This is a genomic window from Streptomyces sp. NPDC088794 (genome assembly GCF_044750545.1).
Taxonomy (GTDB): domain Bacteria; phylum Actinomycetota; class Actinomycetes; order Streptomycetales; family Streptomycetaceae; genus Streptomyces.
On the sequence record NZ_JBIVKB010000005.1, the window covers coordinates 100,164 to 126,420 of the forward strand.

The 26,257-nt window shown below is 72.0% G+C and carries 24 protein-coding genes; 14 read left to right on the forward strand and 10 right to left on the reverse strand.

Annotated features, from left to right (window positions below):
• The first annotated feature begins 35 nt into the window (after positions 1–35).
• Together ACIP6U_RS15885 and ACIP6U_RS15890 are read left to right on the forward strand one after the other, a co-directional pair.
• A complete protein-coding gene (locus ACIP6U_RS15885; protein WP_401717222.1) occupies positions 36–1,235 on the forward strand; it encodes an ROK family protein in 1,200 nt (399 codons plus the stop codon).
• Between the two features lie 74 nt (positions 1,236–1,309).
• Positions 1,310–2,818 (forward strand): M81 family metallopeptidase, encoded by a 1,509-nt coding sequence (locus tag ACIP6U_RS15890; protein WP_401717225.1) that lies wholly within the window; start codon positions 1,310–1,312, stop codon positions 2,816–2,818.
• Here ACIP6U_RS15890 and ACIP6U_RS15895 read toward each other — a convergent pair.
• From ACIP6U_RS15895 to ACIP6U_RS15930, 8 genes are all read right to left on the reverse strand, one after another.
• Positions 2,799–3,410, reverse strand: a complete 612-nt coding sequence (locus ACIP6U_RS15895) for a GTP-binding protein (protein WP_401717227.1) — start codon at positions 3,408–3,410, stop codon at positions 2,799–2,801. The genes ACIP6U_RS15890 and ACIP6U_RS15895 overlap by 20 nt on opposite strands.
• Positions 3,397–3,753, reverse strand: a complete 357-nt coding sequence (locus ACIP6U_RS15900) for a DUF742 domain-containing protein (RefSeq protein WP_401717230.1) — start codon at positions 3,751–3,753, stop codon at positions 3,397–3,399. Before ACIP6U_RS15900 ends, ACIP6U_RS15895 begins: the two co-directional genes overlap by 14 nt.
• Position 3,754: 1 nt before the next feature.
• Positions 3,755–4,186, reverse strand: coding sequence for a roadblock/LC7 domain-containing protein (locus ACIP6U_RS15905; protein WP_401717231.1), 432 nt, complete (start codon positions 4,184–4,186; stop codon positions 3,755–3,757).
• A 14-nt stretch (positions 4,187–4,200) separates the two neighbouring features.
• Positions 4,201–6,597 carry a nitrate- and nitrite sensing domain-containing protein gene (locus tag ACIP6U_RS15910; protein WP_401717234.1) on the reverse strand — a complete coding sequence of 799 codons (2,397 nt, stop codon included), beginning with the start codon at positions 6,595–6,597 and terminating at the stop codon, positions 4,201–4,203.
• 131 nt (positions 6,598–6,728) lie between these two features.
• The gene (locus tag ACIP6U_RS15915; protein WP_401717237.1) at positions 6,729–7,730 is read right to left on the reverse strand and encodes a substrate-binding domain-containing protein; all 1,002 of its coding nucleotides are present in this window, start codon (positions 7,728–7,730) and stop codon (positions 6,729–6,731) included.
• 226 nt (positions 7,731–7,956) lie between these two features.
• Positions 7,957–8,775 carry an SAM-dependent methyltransferase gene (locus ACIP6U_RS15920; protein ID WP_401717240.1) on the reverse strand — a complete coding sequence of 273 codons (819 nt, stop codon included), beginning with the start codon at positions 8,773–8,775 and terminating at the stop codon, positions 7,957–7,959.
• A gap of 203 nt (positions 8,776–8,978) precedes the next feature.
• Positions 8,979–9,395: a DUF6114 domain-containing protein gene (locus tag ACIP6U_RS15925; protein ID WP_401717243.1), complete on the reverse strand. Its 417-nt coding sequence runs from the start codon at positions 9,393–9,395 to the stop codon at positions 8,979–8,981.
• A 14-nt stretch (positions 9,396–9,409) separates the two neighbouring features.
• On the reverse strand, positions 9,410–10,063 hold the full coding sequence (locus tag ACIP6U_RS15930) for a DUF6230 family protein (RefSeq protein WP_401717246.1): 654 nt from the start codon (positions 10,061–10,063) through the stop codon (positions 9,410–9,412).
• Positions 10,064–10,714: 651 nt separating this feature from the next.
• Here ACIP6U_RS15930 and ACIP6U_RS15935 point away from each other — a divergent pair.
• On the forward strand, positions 10,715–11,371 hold the full coding sequence (locus tag ACIP6U_RS15935; protein WP_401717248.1) for a Tat pathway signal sequence domain protein: 657 nt from the start codon (positions 10,715–10,717) through the stop codon (positions 11,369–11,371).
• 33 nt (positions 11,372–11,404) lie between these two features.
• On the opposite strand, the gene ACIP6U_RS15940 is transcribed toward ACIP6U_RS15935, so the two are convergent.
• Complete coding sequence (locus tag ACIP6U_RS15940) at positions 11,405–12,337, reverse strand: lytic polysaccharide monooxygenase (RefSeq protein WP_401717251.1); 933 nt, start codon at positions 12,335–12,337, stop codon at positions 11,405–11,407.
• Between the two features lie 421 nt (positions 12,338–12,758).
• Here ACIP6U_RS15940 and ACIP6U_RS15945 point away from each other — a divergent pair, with 421 nt between their 5' ends.
• From ACIP6U_RS15945 to ACIP6U_RS15980, 8 genes are all read left to right on the forward strand, one after another.
• On the forward strand, positions 12,759–13,406 hold the full coding sequence (locus ACIP6U_RS15945) for a ScbR family autoregulator-binding transcription factor (RefSeq protein WP_401717253.1): 648 nt from the start codon (positions 12,759–12,761) through the stop codon (positions 13,404–13,406).
• A gap of 22 nt (positions 13,407–13,428) precedes the next feature.
• A complete protein-coding gene (locus tag ACIP6U_RS15950) occupies positions 13,429–14,607 on the forward strand; it encodes a damage-control phosphatase ARMT1 family protein (protein ID WP_401717255.1) in 1,179 nt (392 codons plus the stop codon).
• A 151-nt stretch (positions 14,608–14,758) separates the two neighbouring features.
• A complete protein-coding gene (locus ACIP6U_RS15955) occupies positions 14,759–15,622 on the forward strand; it encodes a TIGR03619 family F420-dependent LLM class oxidoreductase (protein WP_401717258.1) in 864 nt (287 codons plus the stop codon).
• Positions 15,623–15,823: 201 nt separating this feature from the next.
• Positions 15,824–18,025 carry a germacradienol/geosmin synthase Cyc2 gene (cyc2, locus tag ACIP6U_RS15960; RefSeq protein ID WP_401717261.1) on the forward strand — a complete coding sequence of 734 codons (2,202 nt, stop codon included), beginning with the start codon at positions 15,824–15,826 and terminating at the stop codon, positions 18,023–18,025.
• Positions 18,026–18,130: 105 nt separating this feature from the next.
• A complete protein-coding gene (locus tag ACIP6U_RS15965; protein WP_401717264.1) occupies positions 18,131–18,745 on the forward strand; it encodes a PDZ domain-containing protein in 615 nt (204 codons plus the stop codon).
• A 98-nt stretch (positions 18,746–18,843) separates the two neighbouring features.
• Positions 18,844–19,479: a LysE family translocator gene (locus ACIP6U_RS15970; protein ID WP_401717266.1), complete on the forward strand. Its 636-nt coding sequence runs from the start codon at positions 18,844–18,846 to the stop codon at positions 19,477–19,479.
• 117 nt (positions 19,480–19,596) lie between these two features.
• A complete protein-coding gene (locus ACIP6U_RS15975) occupies positions 19,597–20,724 on the forward strand; it encodes an aminopeptidase P family protein (protein WP_401717269.1) in 1,128 nt (375 codons plus the stop codon).
• Positions 20,725–20,774: 50 nt separating this feature from the next.
• Positions 20,775–21,722 (forward strand): aminoglycoside phosphotransferase family protein, encoded by a 948-nt coding sequence (locus tag ACIP6U_RS15980; protein ID WP_401718513.1) that lies wholly within the window; start codon positions 20,775–20,777, stop codon positions 21,720–21,722.
• A 44-nt stretch (positions 21,723–21,766) separates the two neighbouring features.
• Here ACIP6U_RS15980 and treZ read toward each other — a convergent pair whose 3' ends face one another.
• Positions 21,767–23,512 (reverse strand): malto-oligosyltrehalose trehalohydrolase, encoded by a 1,746-nt coding sequence (gene treZ, locus ACIP6U_RS15985; protein WP_401717271.1) that lies wholly within the window; start codon positions 23,510–23,512, stop codon positions 21,767–21,769.
• 173 nt (positions 23,513–23,685) lie between these two features.
• On the opposite strand from treZ, the gene ACIP6U_RS15990 reads away from it, so the two are divergent.
• From ACIP6U_RS15990 to ACIP6U_RS16000, 3 genes are all read left to right on the forward strand, one after another.
• Positions 23,686–24,237 carry an FHA domain-containing protein gene (locus ACIP6U_RS15990; RefSeq protein ID WP_123996929.1) on the forward strand — a complete coding sequence of 184 codons (552 nt, stop codon included), beginning with the start codon at positions 23,686–23,688 and terminating at the stop codon, positions 24,235–24,237.
• A gap of 214 nt (positions 24,238–24,451) precedes the next feature.
• Positions 24,452–25,816, forward strand: a complete 1,365-nt coding sequence (locus ACIP6U_RS15995) for a M14 family zinc carboxypeptidase (RefSeq protein ID WP_401717274.1) — start codon at positions 24,452–24,454, stop codon at positions 25,814–25,816.
• Entirely contained in the window at positions 25,813–26,229 is a 417-nt protein-coding gene (locus ACIP6U_RS16000) for an SSI family serine proteinase inhibitor (protein WP_401717276.1), read from the forward strand. The genes ACIP6U_RS15995 and ACIP6U_RS16000 overlap by 4 nt, the downstream gene beginning before the upstream one ends.
• The last annotated feature ends 28 nt before the right edge of the window (positions 26,230–26,257 follow it).

The window sequence follows — 26,257 nt, forward strand, 5'->3', positions numbered from 1 at the left end:
CGCCCCGGCCGTCGAGATCGGAAGTTACTTCGCTCATGGTTGAAAAAAGCCCTCCGCCCCGGCGTCACGCAGCGGGCTTCTCCTCACTGGCCGAGCGCGTCCTCGAACTCCTCGCCTCCGGACAGGCGGCGACCCGCACGGAGTTGGCCGGTCTGCTCGGCGCCGCGCCCTCGACGATCTCGTTCACGGTGGGCCAGCTGCTCGACCACGGACTGGTCGCGGAGGAGGGCACGGTGGCCTCCGCCGGCGGGCGCCCGCGCAAGGTGCTGCGGCTCGGCGGCAGCGACGGCTTCGCGGTGGCGGCCGAACTCGGCGGCAGGCACGCGCACGTCGGTGTGGTGCTGCCGGGCGGCGGGATCACCGACGTCTCCACCGTGCCGTTCCCGACGGCGGACGGGCCGGAGGCGGCACTGCCGGGTCTCGCCGAGACGCTGGAGGCGCTCGCGGACAAGCACGGCCGGTCGCTGCTGCGGGGCGTCGGTCTCTCCCTGCCGGGCCCGGTCGACGTCGAGCAGGGCGTCGTCACGCTCCCGTCCCGGATGCCCGGCTGGAACCGCTTCCCCGTCCGGGCCTGGCTCGACGACCGCTTCGGCGTCCCCGCGGCCATCGAGAACGACGCCAACTGCATGGCCGTCGGTGAGCACACCGTCCAGCCCGCCGGACGCCGGCAGTCGATCATGGTCAAGACCGGCACCGCGATCGGCGCGGGCGTCATCGCCGACGGCCGCCTCTACCGGGGCGCCACCGGCGCGGCCGGCGAGATCACCCACGTCCGGGTCGAGGCCGCCCACGACATCCCCTGCTCCTGCGGGAACACCGGCTGCCTGGAGACGGTCGCCTCGGGCGCGGCCCTGGTCCGCATCCTGCGCGAGCGGGGCCTGCCGGTCACCTCCACCGAGGACGTCGTACGCCTCGCCTCCGACGCCGACCCCGAGGCGACCCGAGCGGTCCGCCAGGCCGGCCGCTACCTCGGCCAGGTACTCGCCGCCAACGTCAACTTCTTCAACCCCGACGCCGTGTACCTCGGCGGCATCCTCTCCACCCTGGAGCCGTTCGTGGCGGCAGTCCGCAGCCAACTCTACGAAGGCTGCCACCCGTTGGTGACGGAACACCTGGTGATCGACCGAGCAAGCCTGGGCGCGGACGCGGGCCTGATGGGCGCGGGCCAGTTCGCCCTGCAACGGGCCCTGACCCAGGCTCTGCAGAAGGTCACAGATCAATCCGCGATGCGATGACCCACCCAGGGGCGCGGGGAACTGCGCGACCAGCCACGACGAACCAGCAGTCAACACACGACCTGGAGCCCCCATTGCCATCTTCTCTTCCCGTAATCGCCATCGCAGGACTAGGCATCGAATCCTCAACCTTCTCCCCAGCCCGCACCGAGGCCCCCGCCTTCCACCCACAGCGAGGCCAGGACGTCCTCACCCGTTACCCCTTCCTGAACCCGGGTACCGAACTCCGTACCGCCGCCGAGTGGCGCGGAGCCCTCGTCGGCAAGGCCCTCCCCGGCGGCACGGTGACGGCGACGGCGTACGCCGACCTGACGACCGAACTCATCGCTCGCCTAAGGGAGTTGGGCCCGCTCGACGGCCTCTGGTACGACATCCACGGCGCCATGACGGTCGAGGGCGTGGACGACGCCGAGGCCGAACTCCTCGCCCGGATACGGGAGGTGATCGGCCCGGACGTCCTCGTCTCCACCTCCATGGACCTGCACGGCAACGTCTCCCGCGAACTCGTCCACGGCAGCGACCTGATCACCTGCTACCGCATGGCCCCGCACGAGGACGCCATGGACACCAAGGAACGCGCCGCCCGTAACCTCGTCGACCTCCTGGCGAGCGGCGCGCCCCGGCCGGTCAAGGCCTGGGTGCCGGTACCGGTGTTGCTGGCCGGCGAGCAGACCTCGACCCGGATCGAGCCCGCGAAGAGCGTGTACGCGGCGGTCGAGGACGTGGAGGCGGCCGAGGGCGTGACGGACGCGGCGATCTGGGTCGGCTACGCCTGGGCGGACGAGCCGCGCAACCGGGCGGCGGTCGTGGTCACCGGACCGGACGAGGACGCCGTTTCGGCGGGCGCCGAACGCCTGGCACGCGGCTTCTGGGAGGCGCGGCACGACTTCGCGTTCGTCGCCCCCACCGGCACCCTGGACGAGTGTCTCGACGCGGCCCTCGCCTCCGCCGCCCGCCCCTACTTCGTCAGCGACACGGGCGACAACCCGACGGCGGGCGGCGCGGGAGACGTCACGTGGGGCCTCCAACACCTGCTGTCCCGACCGGAGTTCAAGGACGACACCGGCCCGGTGGCGATCTACGCCTCCCTGCCGGGACCCGCCGCCGTCGACGCGGCCGTGCGGGCCGGCATCGGGGCGACGGTCACGGTCACCGCGGGCGCGGAGGTCGACGACCGTCACGCGGGGCCCCTCACCCTCACCGGCGTGGTGCACGCGATCCGGCACGGTGACCGGGACGCCGGGACGGAGGTGGTGCTGAAGGTCGGCAGCGTGCACGTGATCCTGACCCGCCTGCGCAAGCCGTACCACCACGAACACGACTTCACCGACCTGGATCTGAGTCCTCGTCAGGCGGACCTCGTGGTCGTCAAGATCGGCTACCTGGAGCCCGAACTCTTCACGATGGCCGCGGACTGGAAGATGGCCCTCACCCCGGGCGGCGTCGACCAGGACCTGACCCGCCTGGGCCACCACCGCATCCGCCGCCCGATGTTTCCCTTCGACCCGGAGATGCCCGCCCCCGACCTCACGGCCCGGATCATCGCGCCGTCCGATCAGCCCCTCACGGGCCCTGACGAGTGAGCCGGCCGGGCCCGTCGGAACCCGACGCGGTGGCGATCAACTGGTCGATCAGCGCGATCAACACGTCCCGGCACGAGCCGCGTTCACGTGCGTCGCACAGCAGTACCTGCACATGGTCCGGCAGGGCCAGGGAGTCGCGGATCTCCTCGGCCGGGTAGGGGTGGCTGCCGTGGAAGCCGTTGACGCCGACGACGAAGGGGATGCGCCGGCGTTCGAAGAAGTCGATGGCGGCGAAGCTGGACTCGGGGCGGCGGACGTCGATCAGGACGACCGCGCCGAGGGCGCCGATGGCCAGGTCGTTCCACATGAACCAGAAGCGCTGCTGGCCCGGGGTGCCGAACAGGTACAGGACCAGTTCCTGGCTGATGGTGATGCGGCCGAAGTCGAGCGCCACCGTGGTGGCCGTCTTCTCCTCGATGCCGTCGAGGTCGTCGATGTGCAGGCCCGCCGAGGTCAGCGATTCCTCGGTGCGCAGCGGGACGATCTCGCTGACCGAGCCGACCATGGTGGTCTTGCCGACGCCGAACCCCCCGGCGATCAGGATCTTGACCGTGTCGGGTGCCGTCCGGGTGGTGACGTCAGAGCCGGCCAAGGCCGTCCCTCACTTTCTGCAGCAGGTCCAGATCCGGGGTCCGGGAGACGGGGTGCGGCGGGCGGGCGGTGATCCAGCCCTCCTCCAGCAGATCGCAGAGCATGATGACGACCACGCTCACCGGCAGGTCGAGCAGGGCCGCGAGCTCCGCGACCGCGATCGGCTCGACGCACCGGCGCAGGATGCGCTGGTGCTCGGGCTGTGACCGGGTGGCCCAGGTCGGCGGCGGGTCCACCGCGGTCACGGTCGTGATGAGGGTGAAGTCGGCGCGGCTGGGCGAGGTCCGCCCGCCGGTCAGCGTGAACGGCCGTACCAGCCGGCCCGCCGTGTCGCCTCCGCTCACCTCACGCGCCGGTGTCGACGGTGGGCCCGATGCCCGCCCGCGGGGCCGCGCTGAGGTGCTCGCCGATCTTCTTCACCAGCATGTTCATCTGGTACGCCACCACACCGACGTCCGCGCCCTGGCTGGTGAGCACGACCAGGTGGGCGCCCGGCCCGGCCGCGGTCAGGATCAGATAGCTGTGCGCCATCTCGATCAGCGCCTGCCGCACCGGGCCGCCGCGGAAGTCCATGGAGACGCCCTTGCTCAGGCTCATCAGCCCCGACGCGGTCGCCGCGAGGCGTTCGGCGTCGTCGCGCAGGAACCCGGTCGACTTGCTGACCACCAGCCCGTCCTCGGAGAGGACCACGGCGTGGTTCACCTCGGCGACCCGGTCCACCAGTCCGGTCAGCAGCTGGTCCAGTTGAGTGTGCGTGGCGGGAATGGGGCGTGTCATGGCGGTGTCCTTCGTCAGCTGTCGGCGGCGGGCGGAGTCGAGGTGACAGGGGTGCCGCCTGCCGGAACATGGGCACCCGGTGCCGGCGGTGGGGACGGTTCCTCCCGGTCGTACCGCTCCTCGGTGTCGTCGTCACGTGCCTGGAGCGTGCCGCGCTGGAAACCGGCGAGCGAGGACGCGGCGCGATCGGCGGTGAACTCGTCGCCGTCGACGTCCTCTTCGGCGGGCGCGGCCTCCTCGCGCAGCTCGGCGGCCAGACTGGTCTGCGGGACCCGGCGGGGGAGCGGCGTCAGCCCCTCGGCGCGGACGGCGGCCGACGGCGCACCACGTGCCGGAGCGGGACGCGGCTCCCGTACGCCCTCCGAGGGGCTCTCCTCGGCATGGCTGTGGCTCTCCTCCCGCGCGTCCGCCCGCTCCGGCGCCTCCCGCGGGGCGGGCACGCCCGGTACGTCGGACGTGCCGGGTACAGCTGGGTCCTCGGGTACTTCCTGTACGACGATGTCGTGCGGGAGCAGCACGATCGCCGTCGTGCCGCCGTACGGCGAGGGGCGCAGGGTGACCTGGATGCCGTGCTGGGTCGCGAGCCGGGCGATGACGAACATGCCCAGGCGCAGGTCGTCGGCGAGCGCCACCACGTCGAACTGCGGGGGCTGCCCCAACTGGGCGTTGATGGAGGCGTATTCCTCCTCCGACATGCCCAGGCCCCGGTCCTCGACCTCGACGGCCAGGCCCCTGGCGACCAGGGCGGCGCGGACGCCGACCGGGGCCGGTGCGGGCGAGTACACGGTCGCGTTGTCGATCAGCTCGGCCAGCAGGTGGATCACGTCGGCCACCGCGGGCGGCGCCAGGTACACGTCCTCGTCGGTGTGCACCTCCACCCGCTGGTACTCGGCGACCTCGCCGACGGCACTGCGCAGGATGTCGATCAGCGCGACCGGCTCCCGCCAGCTGCGCCGCGGTTGCTCACCGCTGATGATGACCAGGTTCTCCTCGTACCGGCGCAACTGGCTGGCCGTGGAGTCCAGTTCGTACAGGCCCTTGAGGACCGCGGGGTCGTTGTGCCGGCGCTCCAGCGTGTCCAGCTTGGTGAGCTGGAGGTTGACCAGGTTCTGGCTCTGCCGGGCGATGCCCAGGATGACCTTCTGGAACCCGCGCCGGGTGTCGGCGAGTTCGACGGCCGTGTGCACCGCCGTGCGCTGCGCCTTGTTGAACGCCCGTGCCACCTGGCCGAGTTCGTCGTCGCCGTAGTCCAGCGGCGGGGTCGCGAGGTCCGCGTCGACCGTCTCGCCCCGGTCCAGGCGGGCCACCACGTCCGGCAGCCGCTCCTCGGCCAGGCTCAGGGTCGCCTCCCGCAGACCGCGCAGCCGGCGGGAGAGCGAGCGGGTGATCCGCCAGGACATGATCACGCACAGCAGCAGCGCGACCAGGCCGCCCAGGCTCAGCGAGGCGGCGGTGATCAGCAGGCTGTCCGCCTTGTCGGAGCTGCGGTCGAGCAGCCCGGTCGTCTGACGCTGGATCAGCTTGCCGTACTCGTCGCCGACCTCGATCAGCGCGGCCCGCCACTGCTTCGCCTCGTTCGGCAGCGCCACGTTCCCGTCGGCGCCCTTGGGCCGGGCCGCGAGCACCCGGTCCTCGATGCTCTGGAGGGTCCGCCAGGCGGGGCTCTGCAGGATCTTCTCGGTCTCCGTCTTCGTGCTGCCGCGCAGCGAGGGGACGATCTGGTCCGAGACCAGCCACCGGCGGGTGTCGACGACCTTGGTGAACGCGGTCCAGGACGCGGCGTCGAAGTGCCCGGTCGGGAAGGCCAGGGTGAGCTGCGCGTCCTCCTGGGAGACCATCTCCGCCGCGTGCTCCAGCGCGACCAGCGGTCCGGCCTGCGAGGTGAGGTCGCCGTCGTCGACCTGGGAGAGCTCCTGGAAGGCGTGGATCTGGTCGTCGATGATCGAGCTGTACTGGTCGAGGGACTGCTCGGCGGTGATGTCCGTCGGCTTGTCGACCTGACCGCGGTAGTACTCCAGGCTGCCCACCGAGCCGAGGACCGAGTAGAGGCGGTCCGAGATGCGCGAGGGCGCGTTCTGGATCGCGTCGGACTGGCGGACCAGCTTGGCGACCGCCCGGTCGGTCTCCGCGCGCTGCTTGTCGAGCGCCTCCCGGGAGCCCTCCGGCGCACCCGCCAGCCACACGGCCGACAGACTGCGCTCCCGTTGCAGCGCGAGCGTCGCGTCGGTGCCCATCGCGCCGGTGGACCGGCTCAGGTCCGTCTGTCCGCGCAGCCGCAACCCCTCGGCGAACATCTGGGTCGTCGTCACGCCCCACACGGCGGCGAGCGTGACGCTCGGCACCAGGGCCAGAAGGATCAGGGAGAGACGTATGGAGCCGAGACGGCGCCGGGCACCTGTCCGTGGAGACATCGTCGTCCTAGGCGATCAGCGGGGCGGGAACGGGAAAGGGGACAAGGGGTGTTCAGGATGCTATCCGCACAAGTGACCGCACGTGGCGCAGGTCACCGAATCGGAGCCGACAACCGGAAGGGATGTGTCCGTCAGCGGGTGCCGGCGGCCGCGAGCTTCGCCACCGAGGCCACGTTGGTCTTGGTCACGAACGCCGGGCCGGTCAGTACGGGGGACACCCCGCCGCCGCTGACGTTGCCGTTGGTCTTGTACAGCCACAGCGAGTCCACCGCCAGATAGCCCTGCAGATACGGTTGTTGATCCACCGCGAACTGTACGGCGCCGCTCTGCACGGCCTTGACCAGGTCACTGTTGAGATCGAAGGTCGCGACATGGGCCCTGCTGCCCGCCGACTTCACGGACTTGACCGCGGTGAGCGCGAACTGCGCGCCGTTGGCGATGACTTCGTCGATCGTCGAGTCCTGCCGCAGCCGGGCCGTGATCATGGCCTCGGTCGCGTCGAAGTCGGTGCCCTCGACGTAGAGCATGTCCGTCTGGCCGGCGAAGGTCTTCTTCACTCCGGCGCAACGCGCCTCCAGCGCGACGTTGCCGCGCTCGTGGATGACGCACAGGGCGTGCTTGGCCTTGAGGTCGTCCAGTTTGTCGCCGACCGCCCGGCCGGCCACGCTCTCGTCCTGGCCGAAGTACTCCAGCAGCCCCACCGACTGCCAGGCGTCGATACCGGAGTTGAGGCCGACCACGGGGATGCCCGCCGCCTTCGCCTGGGCCACCGCGCCCGTCATGGCCTGCGGCTTGGCGAGGGTCAGCGCGATGCCGTCGACCTTGTCGCGCACCGCGTCCCGCACCAGTTCGGCCTGGCCCGTCGGGTCCGGGTCGCTGGCGTACGTCAGTTGGACGCCGTCCTTCGCGGCGGCGGTCTCCGCTCCCTTGCGCACCAGGTCCCAGAAGGCGTCGCCCTTGCCGCCGTGCGTGACCAGGGCGACCTTGAGCCCGGCACCCGCCTTGCCGGCGGAGTCCAGGCCGGCGTCCGACCCGCCCCCGGAGGAGCAGCCGGCCACGAGCAGCCCGACCACGGCCGCCAGAGCGGCGGCGCGGGAGAGTCTGTGGGACGCGGGGGGTGGGGGAGTGTTCATGAGGGTGCGGCACCTCGCTGTGCGCAGAGCTGGAGGAACGGCGAGAAGGAGCCTTCCGGGCGGCGCTCGCTGCGCGGTACGCCGACCGGGTGACTCTCGCTCGCCGGAGCCAATCGTGTGTGAGCACCGGTAGTCAAGTGAGCAGCCACTTGGAGTGAGTTGTCGACGCCCCATCGTGATGATGTTCCGGCCGGCGGGACAAGGTGGGTTCCAGGTGGCGGGACCATCAGGGCTTACGGGCCACGGCCCCGTACATCGCGATGTCCTTGTCGCGGATCCCGCCGTCGTCCGTGCCGTCGGGGTGCCACTTGTGGACCTGGACGATGCCCGGATCGACGAGTTCGAGCCCTGTGAAGAACTCGTTCGCTTCGGTGAAGGTGCGCAGCCGCATCGGCATGTCGCGGGCCGCGTACTCGCGGGCGACCCGGCCGACCTCGGCGGGCGCGAACTCGGCCGTGCCGATGGACATCGCGAGGTAACTGCCGGACGGGAGCGGTTCCATGAGACGGCGGACGATGCCTACGGCGTCGTGCTCGTCGAGGAGGAAGTGGACGATCGCGACGACGGTGAGGGCGACCGGCTCGGTCAGGTCGAGGGTGTCGCGGAAGGCGGGCGAGTCCAGGACGGCCGCCGGGTCGCGCATGTCCGCCTCGATGTACGCCGTGCGGCCCTCGGGGGTGCCGGCGAGCAGGTCCCGGGAGAGTTCCAGGACCAGCGGGTCGTTGTCGACGTAGACGACCCGCGACGACGGGGCCGCCGCCTGGGCGATCTCGTGGATGTTCGGCGAGGTGGGCAGGCCGGTGCCGATGTCGAGGAACTGGCGCACGCCTGCCTCCTGGGCCAGCCAGCGCACGGCGCGGTTCAGCCAGTCGCGGTTGGCGCGCATGTGGATCGGCAGGGCGGGCCACTCCCGGCACATGGCGTCGGCCGCCTCCCGGTCCGGCGGGTAGTGGTCCTTGCCGCCGAGGATGTAGTCGTAGATCCGCGCGGCGTGCGCGGTCCCGGTATCGATGCGGCCGGGCGGCGGGGCACTGTCGTCGGGCACGGCGTTCGCTCCTCTCGTCGGGGGCGGTTCTCTCGGGTACTTCGTCAACTCCCGCACATCGCAAACCACTTGAGCCTCGCCGGGCACGCGTCGGACGGGCTCGACGGGCATGCCTGAGGGGCCCTCGGCGGGGAGGGCCCGTGGAATCGCGCGACCGGCGGGCCCACGGACGTGGACCCGCAGTCGGGGAAGCGGTCGAGGGGTTACAGCTGAACGGCCGCCTTCGCCGCCCGTGCCTCTTTCCTGCGGCGCCGACGGCTGACCCGGGGTTCCTGGTCCGGGAGCCAGCCGAAGATCATGCTGGCGCCGACGACCCCGAGGAGCAGGCCGACGAAGAAGCCGCCCAGGTTCGAGGTGACCCAGCTGCCCAGGGCGGCCAGGATGCCGACGATCGAGTAGAACAGGCGCTGGGCGGGGCTGAAGAGCGTCAGCAGGCCGCACAGCACCATCAGGGCGGGCAGCAGATAGCCGGTCATGCCCTGCATGCCGATGTGCATGGCGACCTTGAGCGAGACCTTCTCGGTGACCAGGATCTCGGCGCCGCCCAGCGCGAGCAGCAGCCCGCCCAGGAACGGCCGGGCGGCCCGCCAGTCACGGAAGGCGGACCGCACGTCCTGCATCGAACGGCCCTTCATCAGCAACCCGTGTCGCTGAAGCTGAGCTTCAGGCCCGGCAGCTTGAAGACCCCCGCCGTGGTGGCGTAGTTGGTCTGCCGCAGGTTGTCGATGTGCACCGTGTCGGCCTGCTGGCTGAAGACGCCCTTCTTGCCCTGCACCCCGGCCTTGGTCAGCGTGCTGGCGTCGTTGCCGATCTCGATGTTGTTGAAGGCGGCGTTGCCGGACAGCTCGGTCGAGTCGGTGGTGAGATCGCTCGCGGTGACCTTCGTCGCGCCGGAACCCGCCTTGATGAGCAGGTTGATGCCGCCGAGGTCGACGCTCTGGCAGAGGCTGTCGAGCGTCGCGTTCTTGATCGCGGACGTGATGATCAGGACCTGACCGCCGGTGTCACCCTCGTTCGGGCTGTTCGGGATCATGTTGTCCAGATCGCCGAACTGCTCGAAGCCGGTGCCGTCGAGCGACTTGGCGGTGACCGTGAAGGGCATGCCGGAGATGGAGAACTGCACGCCCAGGGCGCCTTCGGCCGTGAGGATCGCGAGGCCGGCGGTGACCGCGACGGCGGGAACCGCCATCACGGCGGCGCGCCGCATCCGGACCCGGCCGCGTCTGGCGGGTTCGGTCGAGGAACCGCTTTCGGGGTTCTCGGGGGTGTTGTCGGCGGACGAGGCCATTTCTGCTCCCATGTGCATAGTCAGTGCGGGTTGGGCATCACGGCACGTTGTCCTGGCGCGGACAGCGGCTGCGGCGCACGCTCCTCACTGCTCCCGGTGGGCGCAAGGGCTTACTCGTACTCCGCAGTAGCCGTCGAGGAAGTTACCGGGGGTTACATTTTGTGGTCAAGGGAGTTGTGCAAAAAGAGTGTTGGTTATGTGTCATCTGTGCGTCACGGTCATGATGCGTCCCCCGCAAGGTTTTTGAACGAACGTCAACTCCCTTACTGGCTATTGACGTTGACTGACTCGCAGGTCTAGAACTGCCCCTGGCTTCCCTCGGATCCGTGGCGCCGGATCCCGCCACGCGGCACTGCCCGCGTCTCCCGGAACCCTCCTGTCCAGCACGGGCACTTCCCCCCTGGGCCCGTGTCGGACGCTCTCCCCGCCCGGCCCCGCCGACGGCCCTCCCCACGGGTCTTCGGCGGGACACCGGCCGGTCGTCGTCGCCGGTCCGTTGCGTACGGAGAAGGCGTAACGGGCCGGCGTCGACGGACGCCCGTCGGCGTCCGCCCATCCCCCTGATCCCGAGGCAGCTCCCTCGATCTCCGAGGAAGCTCCCTCGGTCCCCCCAACCCCTTGAGCCCCACTCATGGAAAGAGGCACGCCCGCATGCGCACTCGCACCCTCATCACCCTCGTCGGAGCCGTCGCCGCCCTCTCGATCCCGGCGGCCGTCGTGCCCGCCTCGGCGGCCGACACCCCCGTGCTGACCACCGGCTCCCTCGGCGGCACCCCCGTCGCGGTCGGCGACGTGCTGACCGCGCCGCTCGCCAGCGGCACCACCGCCACGCTCTACTCCAGCGCGACCGGCACCAGCGGCATCAAGTGCACCTCGTCGCAGCTCACCGCCACCGTCACCGACAACCCGACGGCGCCCGGCACGGCCACCGAGTCGGCCACCGCGCAGACCTTCGCCACCAGCAGCTGCACCAGCAACGTCCTGGGCGTGCTCGGCGTCAGCAGCATCACGGTCGACAACCTGCCCTACAGCACCACCGTGGCCTCGGACGGCACCCTGACCGTGACCCCGGCCAGCGGCTCCGCCATCCAGACCACGGTCAAGCTGACCACCCTGCTGGGCAGCATCACCTGCGTCTACCAGGCCCCGAGCCTGACCGGCACGACGAGCAACACCGACGCCAGCATCGCCTTCGCCAACCAGGCGTTCACCAAGACGTCGGGCTCGTCGCTCTGCTTCAGCGCCGGCTACTTCACCGCCAAGTACGCCCCGGTCACCTCCAACGGCGCGACCGTCTACGTCAACTGACGGTCCGTCAATGATCCTGCGCCGGCGCTGACTTCAGCGTCGGCGCAGGCGCAGCGCCAGGGCGACGCCGCCGGTGAGCACCAGCACGGCGGCGGCGCCGCCCGCCATCATGGGCGCGGACGGGCTCGAATCGGCGGTGGGCGTGGAGGCGAGCGGGGTGCTGTCGGGCGTCGACGCGGCCGGAGAATCCGCGGCCGTCGGCGTGGGACTCGCCTGCGCGGGACGCTGACTGGCCGTAGGTGAAGGGGACTTGCTCGCGGGCTTCTTCGTGCTCTGCCCGCTGCCTCCGGTCGACGACGTGGCCTTCGTGCCCGTACCGCCGGACTTCGCCGCCGGGAACACCACGTCGGAGCAGGAGTAGTAGGTGTCCGACGTGCTGGTGTTCTGCCAGATCGTGTACAGGACGTGATGTCCCGTCCGGTCCGCCGGGAGCTTCGCGGTGATGCGGTAGGCGCCGTTCGTCAGCGCCGGGTCGGTGACCGCGGCGAAGGGCTGGTCCGGGATCTCGGACCACGTCAGCGGCTTGGCCGGGTCGTAACCGGGCTTGGTCAGATACAGCTTGAAGGTTCCGGTGTGCGGGATGGTCGAGGCGTACTTCATCGTCATCGTCGCGCCGGGCTTCAGCTGCGTCGACGGCCAGTCGGCGCGGGTCAGGTCGAGCCCCTTGTAGGCGGGCAGGTTGCCGCTGCACAGCTTGCCGTCCGGAATCGTCTGCCGGTCCCGCCCGTTGACGTCCGCCACCCGCAGGTTGTCCCACAGGGTGAAGGGCGCGCCGTTCGCGGCGATCGCCGCCCGGCAGGCCGAGGTGCCCGTCGAACCGCCGTCCGGGGAGCAGGCGTACACCCGGCTGACCGGATCCGTCGGGGCGCCGTGCGCCTGCGCGGGTCCGGCCGCCCACAGGGGCAGCAGGAACGGGGTCACGAGGGCTGCCGCGAGTGCGGTGCGGTGTGCGGTCATCCGGGACATCCGGAACGTCTCCTCGGCCGGCGCGGTAACGGGGTACTCCCGTGGAGTACGGGAGAAGGGGGCGGCGCGTTCATCGTGTGACACCGGGCGCGAAGGCGGGTGATACCGGTCGGCGAGGCGAGGGGCGGAAGTCGATCCGCTCAACGGGGACGACGGTCGGGAGCCGATCCACGCCGCATTGAAAACCAACCGGTCGCCTCGTACTCTTGGCGGTCAACGACTTGGGAACCTGTCCGTCCGGTTTGTCGGCGACGAGTACCACGGTGACACGTGTCGCCGAACCCCGGCGGACGAACCGCCCGGCCAGGCCGGCGATCTCGAGGTGCGCAGGTCGGGGCCGCAGTACGGTGAGCTATGGTGTACGGGGAGTGAAGAACAAACGGCATGACCCGTTCTTTCCAGTCCCAGGAGTGTTCAGTCGATGCCGAGGCAGTTACGCGCCGAGCAGACCCGAGCGACGATCATCGCAGCCGCCGCCGACCTGTTCGACCGGCACGGCTATGAATCGACCAGCCTCAGCGACATCGTCGAACACGCCCAAGTCACCAAGGGCGCCCTCTACTTCCACTTCGCCGCGAAGGAAGACCTCGCGCACGCCATCATGGAGCTCCAGTCCAGGGTCTCGCGCGAGGTGGCGAGCGACCTGGAGGGCCGGGGCTACTCGTCCCTCGAAGCCCTGATCCGCTTCACGTTCGGCGTCGCGCGCCTGTCCGTGGAGGACCCCGTCCCGCGCGCCGGACTCCGGCTCGCCACCGGGGTCGTCGCGATGCCGCCGCCCCTCACGCACCCCTTCACCGAGTGGCGCGACCTGGCCGCCCGCAAGCTGCACGGCGCGGTCAAGGAGTCCGACGTCCACCCGGACATCGACATCGAGGCCGTCGCCCACGCCCTCGTCAGCTGGTTCGTCGGCACCCGCGTGGTCGGCCGCTCCCTCGAACCCGTCGCCCGCCAGCCCCGCCGGGTCGCCGAGATGTGGCACGTGATGATCCGCGGCCTGGTCCCGGTCACCCGCCGCGCCCGCTATCTGAGCCTCGCCTCGCGCCTGGAGCGGGAGATCCGCCCCGCCTGACCCGCGCGATACGGTGAGGCGCATGCCCCACACCCCGTCCGCGCCCGTGCTCCTGGCCGACGAACCCGGATCGTTCCCGCACAGCGTGCTCGCCGAGCGCCACCCCGCGATCATCCGGCAGGTGCGAGAGGCCTTCCCGTACGGCCCCGCACAGCACCGCGCGCTCGACGCGCTCCTGGAGAGCTGCACCAAGGGCGTCATCGAACCCCTCCCCGCCGACGCATCCGACCTGGACCGCTGGACGGCCTGGGGGCTGCCCGAGTACGTCGGCCGGTCCTGGTTCGACGTGCCGTGGCTGTGGTCGGAGAGCTGGTTCTACCGCCAACTCCTCGACGCCGTCGGCTACTTCACCCCAGGCCCCTGGCAGGGCATCGACCCGTTCCGCCCCTTCAAGCTGGCCGAGCTGGACGGCCCGGAGACGGACGAGGAACTCGCCGCCCTCGACGACCTCGCGGACCGGCCGGCCGACGAGCGCGGGCGAGCCCTGCTGCACGGCTCGCTCTGGGGCAACCGCGCCGACCTCGGGTTCCGTCTCTCCGACGCGAGCGCGGCCGACGCCGAGGTCGCCCCCGCACTGGTCGCCGACGACAGCGACACCTTCTGGTCGCTGCTCCCGCCCGGCGGCACCGGCACCCTGCACCTGATCGCCGACAACGCGGGCCGCGAACTCATCCCCGACCTCCTGCTCATCGCCCACCTCCTCGAGGAGCGGCGCGTAGGGGGAGCCGTCCTGCACCTCAAGCCGTACCCGTACTACGTCTCCGACGCCACGACCACCGACTTCGTCGACGCCCTGCGCAGGCTGACCGGCGCGAGCGGCGCCGCCGCCGTATACGGCCGCACCCTGTGGTCCGCGACGGCCGACGGCACCCTCACCGTCCGCGCCCACCCCTTCGCCGCCGCGCCCCTGCCGTTCTCGGCACTTCCCGACGACCTGCGCGCCGAACTGGCCGGCGCCGAGCTGACCGTGGTCAAGGGCGACCTCAACTACCGCCGCCTGGTGGGCGATCGCCGCTGGCCGCCGACCACCCCCTTCCCGGACGTCACCGCCTACTTCCCCGGCCCGGTCGCCGCCCTGCGCACCCTCAAGTCCGACGTCATCACCGGCCTGACCGCCGACACGGAGGCCGCGCTGGTGGCGGCCGAAGGTCAGCGCTGGCGGACCGGCGGCACCCACGCGCTGCTCCAGGTGCGCGTCTGACGTCACGTCAGCAGGCCCTGGGGGAACGCGTATGCGACCGAGATGACGTGGTGTGCGGGCTCAGGTCGCAGAATCCGCACGGGCGCGGACGCAGCCTCTAGCGTGGTCGGTTCAGGAACCGGCACCGCGCACCGAGGGAGTACCGAACGACATGCTGCGTATCGGAGTGGCACCGCACCGCCTGTGGCCCGCGCGGGAGGAGGAGGTCGACGGGGTCCTGGCGACCGCCCGCACGGCCGAGGAACTGGGCTTCGACCACGTCTTCGCGAGCGGCCACGCACTGGCGGGCGACTCCGGCGTGACCCCGGACCCGTTGGTGACGCTGGCCGCCGTGGCCGGGGCCACCGAGCGCATCGGCCTGGTCACCAGCATCCTCGTCCTGCCGCTCTACAACACGATCGTCCTCGCCCACCAGGCCGCCACCCTCGACCGGCTCTCCGGCGGCCGGTTCACCCTGGGCGTCGGCACCGGCTGGGACGCGTCCGAGTTCGCGGCCGTCGGCGTCCCGTTCGCCGGACGGGGCCGCCGCATGGACGAACAGCTGGGCACCGTACGGAAGTTGTGGCGCGGTGAGGGCGAGCCGCGGCTCGGGGTGCTGCCGCGCACCGAGGGCGGGCCGCAGGTGTGGGTCGGCGGAGGAAGCGACGCGGCGCTGCGCAGGGCGCTGCGGTACGGCGACGCCTGGCACGGGGCCGGGCTCGACGCCGCCGGACTGACCGCCGTACGGGAGCGTCTCGACGGCCTCGCCAAGGGGACCGGGCGCGATCCGGGGACGCTCGCGCTGACCACGGGCGCCTTCCTGGTGCCGCCGGGCTTCGCGCCGGCCGTCCCGATGCCCGGCCGGCCGCTGGGCGGCGCGGACCCGAGCGCCGAGAGCGTGCGCGACGAACTCGGCGCGCTGGCCGAGGCCGGGCTCGCCGCCTGCTCGCTGTGGCTGCTGGTCGCCACCGACGAACTGCCGGACGCGCTCGGCTGGGTGGCCGACGAGATCCTTCCGCACTTCGCCAAGGACTGACGTCACCGCAGAAGCGGCACGCGCGCGTGGAGGCCGCACGCGCGCGTGAAGGTGGACGTGCGCGTGAAGGCGGACGCGCGCGTGAACGTGACCGCCACAAGAGGGCACCACCGCACCGGACTTCGCCCCTGATTCACGCGATGGTGTGATCATGTGCCGCCGTGCGGATGCCCCCGGAGGGGCGCGGGTAGGGCCCCGGCCATGACGCAGCAGCCCTTTGAACTCCCGCACTTCTACATGCCGTATCCCGCGCGGCTCAACCCGCATGTCGACGAGGCGCGCGCTCACTCGACCGCGTGGGCGCGCGAGATGGGCATGCTGGAGGGGTCCGGGGTCTGGGAACAGTCCGACCTCGACGCGCACGACTACGGCCTGCTGTGCGCCTACACCCATCCCGAGTGCGACGGTCCCGCCCTTTCGCTGATCACCGACTGGTACGTGTGGGTCTTCTTCTTCGACGACCACTTCCTGGAGATCTTCAAGCGCACCCAGGACCGCGCCGGCGGCAAGGCCTACCTGGACCGGCTCCCGCTGTTCATGCCGATGGACCTGTCGACGCCGATGCCCGAGCCGCAGAACCCGGTCGAGGCCGGCCTCGCCGACCTGTGGACGCGGACGGTGCCGGCCATGTCCGAGGAGTGGCGGCGCCGTTTCTCGATCGCCACCGAGCACCTCCTCAACGAGTCCCTGTGGGAGCTGTCCAACATCAACGAGGGCCGGATCGCCAACCCGGTCGAGTACATCGAGATGCGCCGCAAGGTGGGCGGGGCGCCCTGGTCGGCGGGGCTGGTGGAGTACGCGACCGCCGAGGTGCCCGCCGCCGTCGCCGGAGCCAGGCCGCTGCGGGTGCTGATGGAGACGTTCTCCGACGCGGTGCACCTGCGCAACGACCTGTTCTCCTACCAGCGCGAGGTCGAGGACGAGGGCGAGCTGAGCAACGGCGTGCTCGTCCTGGAGACGTTCTTCGGCTGCACCACCCAGGAGGCCGCCGAGATCGTCAACGACGTACTGACCTCACGTCTGCACCAGTTCGAGCACACCGCGCTCACCGAGGTGCCCGCCGTGGCCCTGGAGAAAGGTCTCACCCCGGTCGAGGTGGCCGCGGTCGCCAAGTACACGCAGGGCCTTCAGGACTGGCAGTCCGGCGGCCACGAATGGCACATGCGCTCCAGCCGCTACATGAACGCACGCGCGCGTGCCACCACCCCCTGGCAGGCCCCGACCGGCCCCGGCACCTCCGCCGTCGACGTCGGCGCGCTGCTCGCGTCGGCCGGCGCCGAGCGGCTGCGCGCGTACACGCACCTGCCGTACCAGAAGGTCGGCCCGTCCCTGCTGCCCGACTTCCACATGCCCTTCGAGGTCGAGCTGAACCCGCACCTGGACGCCGCCCGGCCCCGGCTCACCGCGTGGATGCACGCCATGGGCATGCTGGAGGAGGGCGTGTGGGACGAGGACCGGCTCGCCGCCGCCGACCTGCCGTTGTGCGCGGCGGGCCTCGACCCGGACGCCTCGGCCGACTCCCTCGACCTCAGCTCGGGCTGGCTCGCCTGGGGGACCTACGGCGACGACTACTACCCGCTCGTCTTCGGCCACCGCCGTGACCTGGCCGCCGCCCGGCTGACCACCCTGCGCCTGTCGGACTGCATGCCCGTCGACGGGGAGGCGGTCCCGGTCCCGCTGAACGGCATGGAGCGCGGTCTGATCGACCTGTGGGCGCGCACCACGGCACAGATGTCTCCCGCGCAGCGGCGCACCGTCAAGGACGCGGTCGACAAGATGACCGAGAGCTGGGTGTGGGAGCTGTCCAACCAGATCCAGAACCGCATCCCCGACCCGGTCGACTACCTGGAGATGCGCCGCTCCACCTTCGGCTCCGACCTCACCGCGGGCCTGTGCCGCATGGGCCACGGCCCCGCCGTGCCGCCCGAGGTCTACCTCAGCGGGCCCGTCCGGTCCCTGGAGAACGCGGCCTTCGACTACGCGTGCCTGGTCAACGACGTCTTCTCGTACCAGAAGGAGATCGAGTACGAGGGCGAGATCCACAACGCGATCCTCGTCGTGCAGAACTTCTTCGGCATCGACTACCCGACCGCGCTCTCCGTCGTCCACGACCTGATGACCCAGCGCATGGAACAGTTCCAGCACGTCGCCGAGCACGAACTGCCGGTCATGTACGACGACTTCGACCTCACCGAGGAAGCGCGCGAGGTCATGGAGGGCTATGTGGCGGACCTGCGGAACTGGCTCGCCGGGATCCTCAACTGGCATCGGAAGGTGGACCGTTACAAGGCGGAGTACCTGGCCCGGCGCACGCACACCTTCCTGCCGGACCAGGTGCCGGCGCCGGTGTCGACGGTGATGTCGACGGGAGTGCCGACGGGGGTGTCGCTGCCGGTCGGCTGATGACACCGACCCGTCTTTCCCGGGTCAGTCTCACTCTTTCGTGGCATGTCGGGCGCCGGTGCCCCGGGTAGATCCCTTCCGGAGGCCGAACCACGGAGGCGATCCATGGCACAGACCGCGTTGCGTCCCAAGCCCATGCCCGGCCAGGAGCCAGGCGGCGGCGCCCCGACCGACCCCGCCCGGCGCCCGCATGCCGCGCGCCGGCGCGGGCGACGGGTCAGGGCCCTGCTGTTCGCCCTGTTCGTCGGCACGGTCCTGGTGCTGTCCGGGGTCGGCCTCGGCACCGTCGGCGCCACGGTGATCGGCATGAGCAAACTCGCCGACATGCAGCGCGAGGCGGCCCAGCAGGGGCCGAGGTCCCAGGCGGGCGCGGCCCCTTCCCACCCTGCGTCGAAGGCGACGCCGGGCTCCTCGGCCGCCTCGGGCTCGTCGTCGACCCCGGCACCGGCCACCCCTGCCGCCACCCTCGGCGTCGAGGCCGTGGACGCCGAGAAGACCGGCGCCCTGGTCGTCGGCGTCCACGTGCCGGGCCCCGGCTACACGGCGGGCCTGGTCCGCGGCGACGTACTCCTCAACCTCGACAAGACCCGCATCGACTCGGCGGCCGACCTCGCCCGCGCCGTCGCCGACGCCCGTCCCGGCCATGAGGTGACTCTGACGGTCCGTCATCAGAGCGGCAACTACCAGCAGTTGACGGCCGTACCCGGCATCGTGACCTGACCGCCCGGCGGCGGGAAACAGGAGGGGCCGGGCCGCCGGGCACGGCCGGCCGGGAAATCCGGTGGCCCAACCCCCGGACGCGGGCCACGATGAGCGCCATGCTGAGCACCCTTCTCGCCTTCCTCGGCGCCTGCACGCTCATCGCGGCCTCACCGGGCCCCAGCACCGTGCTGATCATCAAGCAGTCCCTGCGCAGCCGACGCTCCGGCTTCCTCACCGTGCTCGGGAACGAGACCGGCGTCTTCGTCTGGGGCGTCGTCGCCGCCTTCGGCCTGAGCGCCCTGCTCGCGGCCTCCCAGATGGCCTACGACGTGATGCGGATCGTCGGCGCGGTCGTCCTGGTCGGCTTCGGCGTCCAGGCCCTTCGCCAGGCGCGCCGGGCGAAGGGAACGGCACAGGGGACGACGGAGGACGAGTCGTCGGACGCGGCGGGGGAGAGCGGCCGGGCCGCCTACCGGCGCGGGCTGCTGCTCAACCTCGCCAACCCCAAGGCGGCCGTCTTCGCCCTCTCCTTCCTGCCGCAGTTCGTGCCCCAGGGCGCCCCGCACCTGCTCACGACGGTCGGCCTGGCCGCGCTCTGGGCGGTCTACGAGGTCGGCTACTACGGCCTGTACGTGTGGTTCGTGGGGCGCCTGCGGACCGTCCTGTCGCGTGCGGGAGTGCGCCGGCGTCTGGAGCAGGTCTCCGGCGGTGTGCTGGTGCTCCTCGGCGTCCGCCTCGCCCTGGAAGGCTGACGGCGGGTCCGTCGGGCGGGTACGAGACCCGCGAACCGGCTCGCGCGACCCCTTGTGTCCGGGCAGGATGCTCCCCGTAGGCCCCAGTGGTTCCCGCATCCGTCCAGGGAGGCCCGGATGACCGGCAGTACGCCCGCGCCCTTCACCGCCGACGACTACCGAGCCCGCATGGAGCGCGCCGCCCGGGCCGCGGCCGAGGCCGGTCTCGCCGGGCTCCTGGTGGCCCCCGGGCCCGACCTCGTGTGGCTCACCGGTTACGCGCCCACGGCGATCACGGAACGCCTCACGCTGCTGGTCCTCGCCCCGGGCCGGGCCCCCGTCCTCGTCGTGCCCACCCTGGAGGCCCCGGACGCCGCCAACGCCCCGGGCGCGCCCGCGCTGAACCTGCGCGACTGGACCGACGGCAAGGACCCTTACGCCGCCACCGCAGCCCTGCTCGACTCCACCGGCCGCTTCGGCGTCAGCGACAACGCCTGGGCGCTGCACCTGCTCGGCCTCCAGCGGACCCTGCCCGGCACCGCGTACGCCGCCCTCAGCGAGGCCCTGCCGATGCTGCGGGCCGTCAAGGACGCGGCGGAGCTGGACCTGATGGCAGCCGCGGGCGCGGCTGCGGACGCAACGTTCGAGGAGATCCGGAAGGTTCCCTTCGGCGGCCGCAAGGAGTCCGAGGTCAGTGCCGACCTCGCGGACCTGCTGCGCCGCTTCGGCCACTCCCAGGTCGACTTCACCATCGTCGCCTCGGGCCCCAACGGCGCCAACCCGCACCACGAGGTCGGCGAGCGCGTCATCGAGCGGGGCGACATGGTCGTCCTCGACTTCGGCGGCCTCAAGGACGGCTACGGCTCCGACACCTCCCGCACGGTCCACGTCGGCGAACCCACCGAGGAGGAGCGCCGGGTGCACGACCTCGTGCGCGCGGCCCAGGAGGCGGGCTTCCGGGCGGTGCGTCCCGGCGTCGCCTGCCAGGAGGTCGACCGGGCGGCCCGCGCGGTCATCGTGGACGCCGGGTACGGCGAGTACTTCATCCACCGCACCGGGCACGGCATCGGCGTCACCACGCACGAGCCGCCGTACATGATCGAGGGCGAACAGCAGCCCCTCGTACCCGGGATGTGCTTCTCCGTGGAGCCCGGCGTCTATCTGCCGGGCCGGTTCGGCGTGCGCATCGAGGACATCGTCACGGTCACCGAGGACGGCGGCCGTCGGCTCAACAACACCGATCGCGAACTGGTCGTGGTGGACTGACCGGCCGCATGGACACCCCCAGCACACCCCCGAGCGACAACGGCGCGACCATGACCCAGGCACCGACACCCACCGCGGACACCGTCCGCCGACTGGTCCGTTCCCTGCTCAAGGACGGCACCGACAGCGGCACGGGCCCCGCCGTGCGGCCCGTCGCCGAGAGCGGCGAGCACTCCACCTGGTGGGTCGGCACCCGCCATGTGCTGCGGCTGGCCCCCGACCGCGAGGCCACCGTCCGCCAGCGCCGCGAACTGCGCCTGCGCGACCTCGTACGCCCGCATCTGCCCGTGGCGGTGCCGACCAGCGTGGCGCACGGTGAGTGGTCGCCCGGGCTGACGTACACGCTCGACACCCTGGTACCCGGCGGCACGGCGGGCGAGCACGACGTGTCCGCCGTCGGCGAGGCCGACCTCGCTGGGCTGCTGACGGGGCTGCGTGAGGTGCCCGCGCGGCAGGCCGAGGTGTTCGGGGTGCCGAGGGTCGCGCCGCGTTCCCTGGAGGCGCTGCGCCGGATGGCGGTGCAGGACGCCGAACGCCTGGGCGCCGCCGACGAGTTCGACCCGGCACGGCTGCACCAGCTGCCCTCGCAGGCCGCCGTCCAGCTGGCCGCGGCCCAGCACGGCGGAGCGGTCCTCGTGCACCACGCCCTCAAGGGCGAGCACCTCGTGGTCAGCGCCGACGGCCGGGTGCGCGGTGTCCTCGACTGGACCGACGCGGCCCTCGGCGACCCCGCCGAGGACATCGCCGGACTCGCCGTCGCCGTCGGCTCACCCGCCGCCGTCCGCGCCGCCACCCTCGCCGGCTACGGCGCCCGCCCCTGTCTGCGCGGTCTGTGGCTCGCCCGCTGCGACACGGTGATCCGCCTCGCCGCCGCCCTGAAGGCGCACGACACCGACTCCCTGCCCCTGCTCGCGCTGCAACTCCGGCACGCCTGGGAGGCGATCCTGCTGGAGCGGGTCACGGAGCTGCGGGAGGACGGCTCGGACGGCGAGCTCTGAGGCCCCGGCACCCGGCCCTGCGGCCTCCCGGCGTCTCGCCGCCGCTACCCCTGGAGCAGCACCACGGCCGACTCCCCGGGCACGTTCAGCACCCCGTCCGCGCCCGGTGCCTCCACCGGCTCCCACGCGGCGAGCACGCGCGCCTGGCGTGGGCCCAGGGGGATCGCGGCGGGCTCCTTGGCGAGGTTCACGGCCACCCGGACGTCCCCGCGCCGGAAGGCGAGCCAGCGCTCGCCCTCGTCGTACGCGACCTTGGTGTCGGCGAGGTCGGGGTCGGTGAGGTCGGGCTGCTCCCGGCGCAGCGCGAGCAGGCGGCGGTACCAGGCAAGTACGCGCGCGTGGGGCTCGTCGTCGAGTTCGCTCCAGTCGAGGACGGAGCGGTCGCGGGTCGCCGGGTCCTGCGGGTCGGGCACGTCCTCCTCGGCCCACCCGTGCGGTGTGAACTCCCGCCGCCTGCCCCGCCGTACGGCGTCCGCGAGCTCGGGGTCGGTGTGGTCGGTGAAGAACTGCCAGGGCGTGCCGGCCGCCCACTCCTCACCCATGAACAGCATCGGTGTGAAGGGCGCCGTCAGCGTGAGTGCGGCCGCGCAGGCCAGCAGGCCGGGGGAGAGGCCGGCGGACAGGCGGTCGCCCTGGGCGCGGTTGCCGACCTGGTCGTGCGTCTGGCTGTAGCCCAGCAGGCGGTGCGCCGCCACGCGCACGCGGTCCAGGGGGCGGCCGTGGTGGCGGCCGCGGAAGCTGGACCAGGTGTTGTCGTGGAAGTAGCCGCCGGTGAGCGTCTTGGCCACCGCGGCCAGCGGGGCGCGCGCGAAGTCGGCGTAGTAGCCCTGCGATTCACCGGTCAGCGCGGTGTGCAGGGAGTGGTGGAAGTCGTCGTTCCACTGCGCGTGCAGCCCGAGGCCGCCCTCCGCGCGCGAAGTGATCAGCCGCGGGTCGTTCAGGTCGGTCTCGGCGATCAGGAACAGCGGCCGGCCGAGGTCGACGGCGAGGGCGTCGACGGCCGTGGACAGCTCCTCCAGGAAGTGCAGCGCGCGCGTGTCCGCCAGCGCGTGCACCGCGTCCAGGCGCAGCCCGTCGATGCGGTGGTCGCGCAGCCAGGACAGGGCGCTGCCCAGCAGATAGGCCCGCACCTCGTCGGAGCCCGGCGCGTCCAGGTTCACGGCCGAACCCCACGGTGTGTGGTGGGTGTCCGTGAAGTACGGCCCGAACGCCGGCAGGTAGTTGCCGGAAGGGCCGAGGTGATTGTGCACGACGTCCAGGACGACGCCCAGGCCCAGATCGTGCGCCCGGTCGACGAACCGTTTCAGCGCCTCGGGTCCGCCGTACGGCTCGTGCACCGCCCACAGCGAGACGCCCTCGTAGCCCCAGCCGTGTCTGCCGGGGAAGGGGCACAGGGGCATCAACTCGACGTGGGTGACGCCGAGTTCGGCGAGATGCCCGAGACGCTCGGCCGCCGCGTCCAGGGTGCCCTCGGGCGTGTACGTGCCCACGTGCAGCTCGTACAGGACCGCGCCCGGCAGCGGCCGTCCGGCCCACTCGACGCGCCACTCGTAGCGCCCCTGGTCGACGACCGCGCTCAGCCCGTCGGGGCCGTCCGGCTGCCGGCGCGAACGCGGGTCCGGCAGCACCGGGCCGTCGTCAAGGGCGAATCCGTAGCGCGTGCCGTCCCGCGCCTCCGCCTCACCCCGCCACCAGCCCTCGCGCCCCGGATCGCGCTCCAACGCGCGCGTGGTGTCGTCGCAATGGAGCGTCACACGGTCGGCCTGCGGTGCCCACACCTCGAACTGCACGGACGGTTCCCCTTCGTCTGCTCACCGGGATGTAGCCACACCATCGTGCTTCAAACGCGATCAATCCGCTTTTGGATCCGCCCTTTTGTGGTGGGTGTCGTCAGGTACGCACGCGTGGTGACCGTTTTCTCGTTTTCTGGACACCCGGAGTTCGCTGCCCGACAATCACGAACGTGACGTCGTCCTTCGAGTTCAACACGTACCCCGCGCGGCTGTCCGACGCGGAGCGCGACAAGGCGCTGAAGGTGCTCCGTGACGGCGTCGCCATGGGACGGCTGTCGCACGACACGTTCATCCGCCGGATGGAGGTGGCGCTGGCCGCCCGCCGCTCCGACGAACTGGCCGCGCTCACCGCCGACCTGCCCACCGAGAGCCGGGTCTCGCGCCTGGTGTTCGGCACCGTGGAGGCCGTCTCCGGCTTCACCGTACGGCTGCGCAGGGCCTGGCAGGCCGAGCGGCTGCCCAAGCTGCTGCTGCCCCACCCGGCGAGCGGCTACCCGCTGCGCATCGGCCGCGACCCGGCGAACGGGCTGCGCCTGACCCACGAGACGGTCTCCCGGGTGCACGCCGAACTGAGCCGGCAGGGCGGCATGTGGGTGCTGCGGGACCTCGGCTCGACCAACGGCACGACGGTGAACGGACGGCGCGTCATCGGCGCGGCCGTCGTCCGCGAGGGCGACCAGATCGGGTTCGGACGGATGACGTACCGGCTCGCCGTCGACTGAACGCTTCCGCGCCGCTTCGACGAGCTTCGGCCGCGGACGCCCGGCCGTGGACTTCCCGACCGCCGACTTCCGGCCATCATTGGCCTGAGCATGACAGGCTGTTGATCTGTTGCGGAGGGCCGAATCCCTTTCCCGGCAGCGGTGTTGACGTACCTCCCCGGCCGTGACTGACTGTGCGTACACCATGCACATCCGGTGAATCGGCGGTACCACTATGTGGAGGTGTGCCCTGGTACCCCTCCTCCGCTACCCGACCGTCGACGAACTCGGCGCGCGGGCGGCGGCTCTGGTCGCCCGGCGTCCCCAGGACGCCCGGCTGCGCAGGGTAGGCACCTCGCGCGCGGGCACCCCCCTGTGGCTCCTTTCCGTCGGACACGGCGTCAGACAGGCCCTCGTCGTCGCCGGACCGCACGCCAACGAACCCGTCGGCGGCGCCACCGTGCTGCGGCTCGCCGAACGCGCCCTCGCCGACCCCCGGCTCACCGAGGGCGCCGACGCCACCTGGAACCTGCTGCTCTGCCTCGACCCCGACGGACTACGCCGCAACGAGGGCTGGCTGCCGGGCCCGTACACGCTGGGCCGGTACTTCCGGAACTTCTTCCGGCCCGGCTTCATGGAACAGCCCGAATGGCTGCCCGACGGCGCGGCCGGCGCCGTACTGCCGGAGACCCGCACCCTCCTCGACCTCCAGGACGAACTGCGGCCCTTTCTGCAGTGCTCCCTGCACGGCGTCGACGTCGGCGGCGGCTTCGTCGAGCTCACCCACGACCTGCCCGGCCTCGCCCGCCGCGTCGCCCACACCGCGGCCCGCCTCGGCGTACCGCGCGAACTGGGCCCGTACGACACCCTGTACTGGCCCAGCCTCGGGCCGGCCGTCTACCGCATCCCGCCGCCGCAGCGCGGCGACCTGGCCGCGGCCATCACCGAGGCGGCCGTCGAGTCGACCTGGTTCCACCCCTACCGGCACGGGACCGTGACGGCGGTCGTCGAGGCGCCCATGTGGGCCGTCGACGCCGTGGCCGACGGTTCGCCGCCCGCCGACGGGGCCGCCGTCCTGCGCACGGTCAGCCACACCCTGCGCCACGACGCCCGGCGCCTCGCCGACCTCCTCGCACGCATCCGCCCGCACCTCGCGGGCGTGCCGGACGCGGCGCGCCTGCTCGCCCCGGTGGACGACTATTTACTGGTCTGCCCCGGCCTCGCCGACACCTGGGACCCCGACATCGCCGCCGGCGCGCGCCCGTTGCCGCCGCTCAGCACCGCCCACCTGGCCGCCCTGCGCATCGCCGGACGGCGCCTGGCGCTGCGCACCGCCGGACTGCTGCACCAGCTCGTGACGCGGGCGGGCCGCGACCAGGCCCGGGTGCGGGCGGACCTCGACCGCCTGATCGACGAGTGGTGCGCCGACTACCGGGACGGCTGCGGCGCGCGGTGGATCCCGGTCTCGCGCCAGGTCGAGTACCAGTCGCGGGTCGTGCTCGCGGCGTTCGAACTCGCCGGGCGGCACGCGTCCGCGCGCTCCCGTTCGGGTGAGCCGGGGTGGGGTTCCGAGGCCGCCGTGCCGATGCATCGGGAATGACTGCATCTGCTTCGACCGCGACCCGGGGAGGGCTGTTGTCGGCCGCCCTCCTGCTCCTCTCCTGTGCGGCCCCCGCGGTGGCGGCGCCCACGGACGCCTTCCCCGGCAACCACCTCTACCTCACCGTCACCAAGGGCGACGCCCGCTCCAGCGACACCCGCGGCACCCTGCTGCTGTGCGACCCGCCCCAGGGCCACCACCACGCGGCCGAGGCCTGCGCCGAACTCGCGGCGGCGGACGGCGACATCGCCGCGATCCCGGCCAAGGACGTGTTCTGCTCGATGGTCTACGCACCGGTCAGCGTGCACGCGCGCGGGGAGTGGCGGGGCCGCCCGGTCGAGTACGCGCAGACCTTCTCCAACTCGTGCGTGCTGGCGGCCCGGACCGGATCGGTGTTCGCGCTCGACGGCTGAGGACAGGAGACGGGGGTACGGCGACGAG

What these genes read in the sequence shown, in the direction of transcription:
- ACIP6U_RS15885 (WP_401717222.1), top strand. Translation starts at nt 36, where the DNA reads ATGGTTGAAAAAAGCCCTCCGCCCCGGCGTCACGCAGCGGGCTTCTCC.
- ACIP6U_RS15905 (WP_401717231.1), bottom strand. Translation starts at nt 4,186, where the DNA reads ATGACACGCCCCATTCCCGCCACGCACACTCAACTGGACCAGCTGCTG.
- ACIP6U_RS15910 (WP_401717234.1), bottom strand. Translation starts at nt 6,597, where the DNA reads ATGTCTCCACGGACAGGTGCCCGGCGCCGTCTCGGCTCCATACGTCTC.
- ACIP6U_RS15915 (WP_401717237.1), bottom strand. Translation starts at nt 7,730, where the DNA reads ATGAACACTCCCCCACCCCCCGCGTCCCACAGACTCTCCCGCGCCGCC.
- ACIP6U_RS15925 (WP_401717243.1), bottom strand. Translation starts at nt 9,395, where the DNA reads ATGCAGGACGTGCGGTCCGCCTTCCGTGACTGGCGGGCCGCCCGGCCG.
- ACIP6U_RS15930 (WP_401717246.1), bottom strand. Translation starts at nt 10,063, where the DNA reads ATGGCCTCGTCCGCCGACAACACCCCCGAGAACCCCGAAAGCGGTTCC.
- ACIP6U_RS15935 (WP_401717248.1), top strand. Translation starts at nt 10,715, where the DNA reads ATGCGCACTCGCACCCTCATCACCCTCGTCGGAGCCGTCGCCGCCCTC.
- ACIP6U_RS15940 (WP_401717251.1), bottom strand. Translation starts at nt 12,337, where the DNA reads ATGTCCCGGATGACCGCACACCGCACCGCACTCGCGGCAGCCCTCGTG.
- ACIP6U_RS15945 (WP_401717253.1), top strand. Translation starts at nt 12,759, where the DNA reads ATGCCGAGGCAGTTACGCGCCGAGCAGACCCGAGCGACGATCATCGCA.
- ACIP6U_RS15950 (WP_401717255.1), top strand. Translation starts at nt 13,429, where the DNA reads ATGCCCCACACCCCGTCCGCGCCCGTGCTCCTGGCCGACGAACCCGGA.
- ACIP6U_RS15955 (WP_401717258.1), top strand. Translation starts at nt 14,759, where the DNA reads ATGCTGCGTATCGGAGTGGCACCGCACCGCCTGTGGCCCGCGCGGGAG.
- cyc2 (WP_401717261.1), top strand. Translation starts at nt 15,824, where the DNA reads ATGACGCAGCAGCCCTTTGAACTCCCGCACTTCTACATGCCGTATCCC.
- ACIP6U_RS15965 (WP_401717264.1), top strand. Translation starts at nt 18,131, where the DNA reads ATGGCACAGACCGCGTTGCGTCCCAAGCCCATGCCCGGCCAGGAGCCA.
- ACIP6U_RS15970 (WP_401717266.1), top strand. Translation starts at nt 18,844, where the DNA reads ATGCTGAGCACCCTTCTCGCCTTCCTCGGCGCCTGCACGCTCATCGCG.
- ACIP6U_RS15975 (WP_401717269.1), top strand. Translation starts at nt 19,597, where the DNA reads ATGACCGGCAGTACGCCCGCGCCCTTCACCGCCGACGACTACCGAGCC.
- ACIP6U_RS15980 (WP_401718513.1), top strand. Translation starts at nt 20,775, where the DNA reads ATGACCCAGGCACCGACACCCACCGCGGACACCGTCCGCCGACTGGTC.
- ACIP6U_RS15995 (WP_401717274.1), top strand. Translation starts at nt 24,452, where the DNA reads ATGTGGAGGTGTGCCCTGGTACCCCTCCTCCGCTACCCGACCGTCGAC.
- ACIP6U_RS16000 (WP_401717276.1), top strand. Translation starts at nt 25,813, where the DNA reads ATGACTGCATCTGCTTCGACCGCGACCCGGGGAGGGCTGTTGTCGGCC.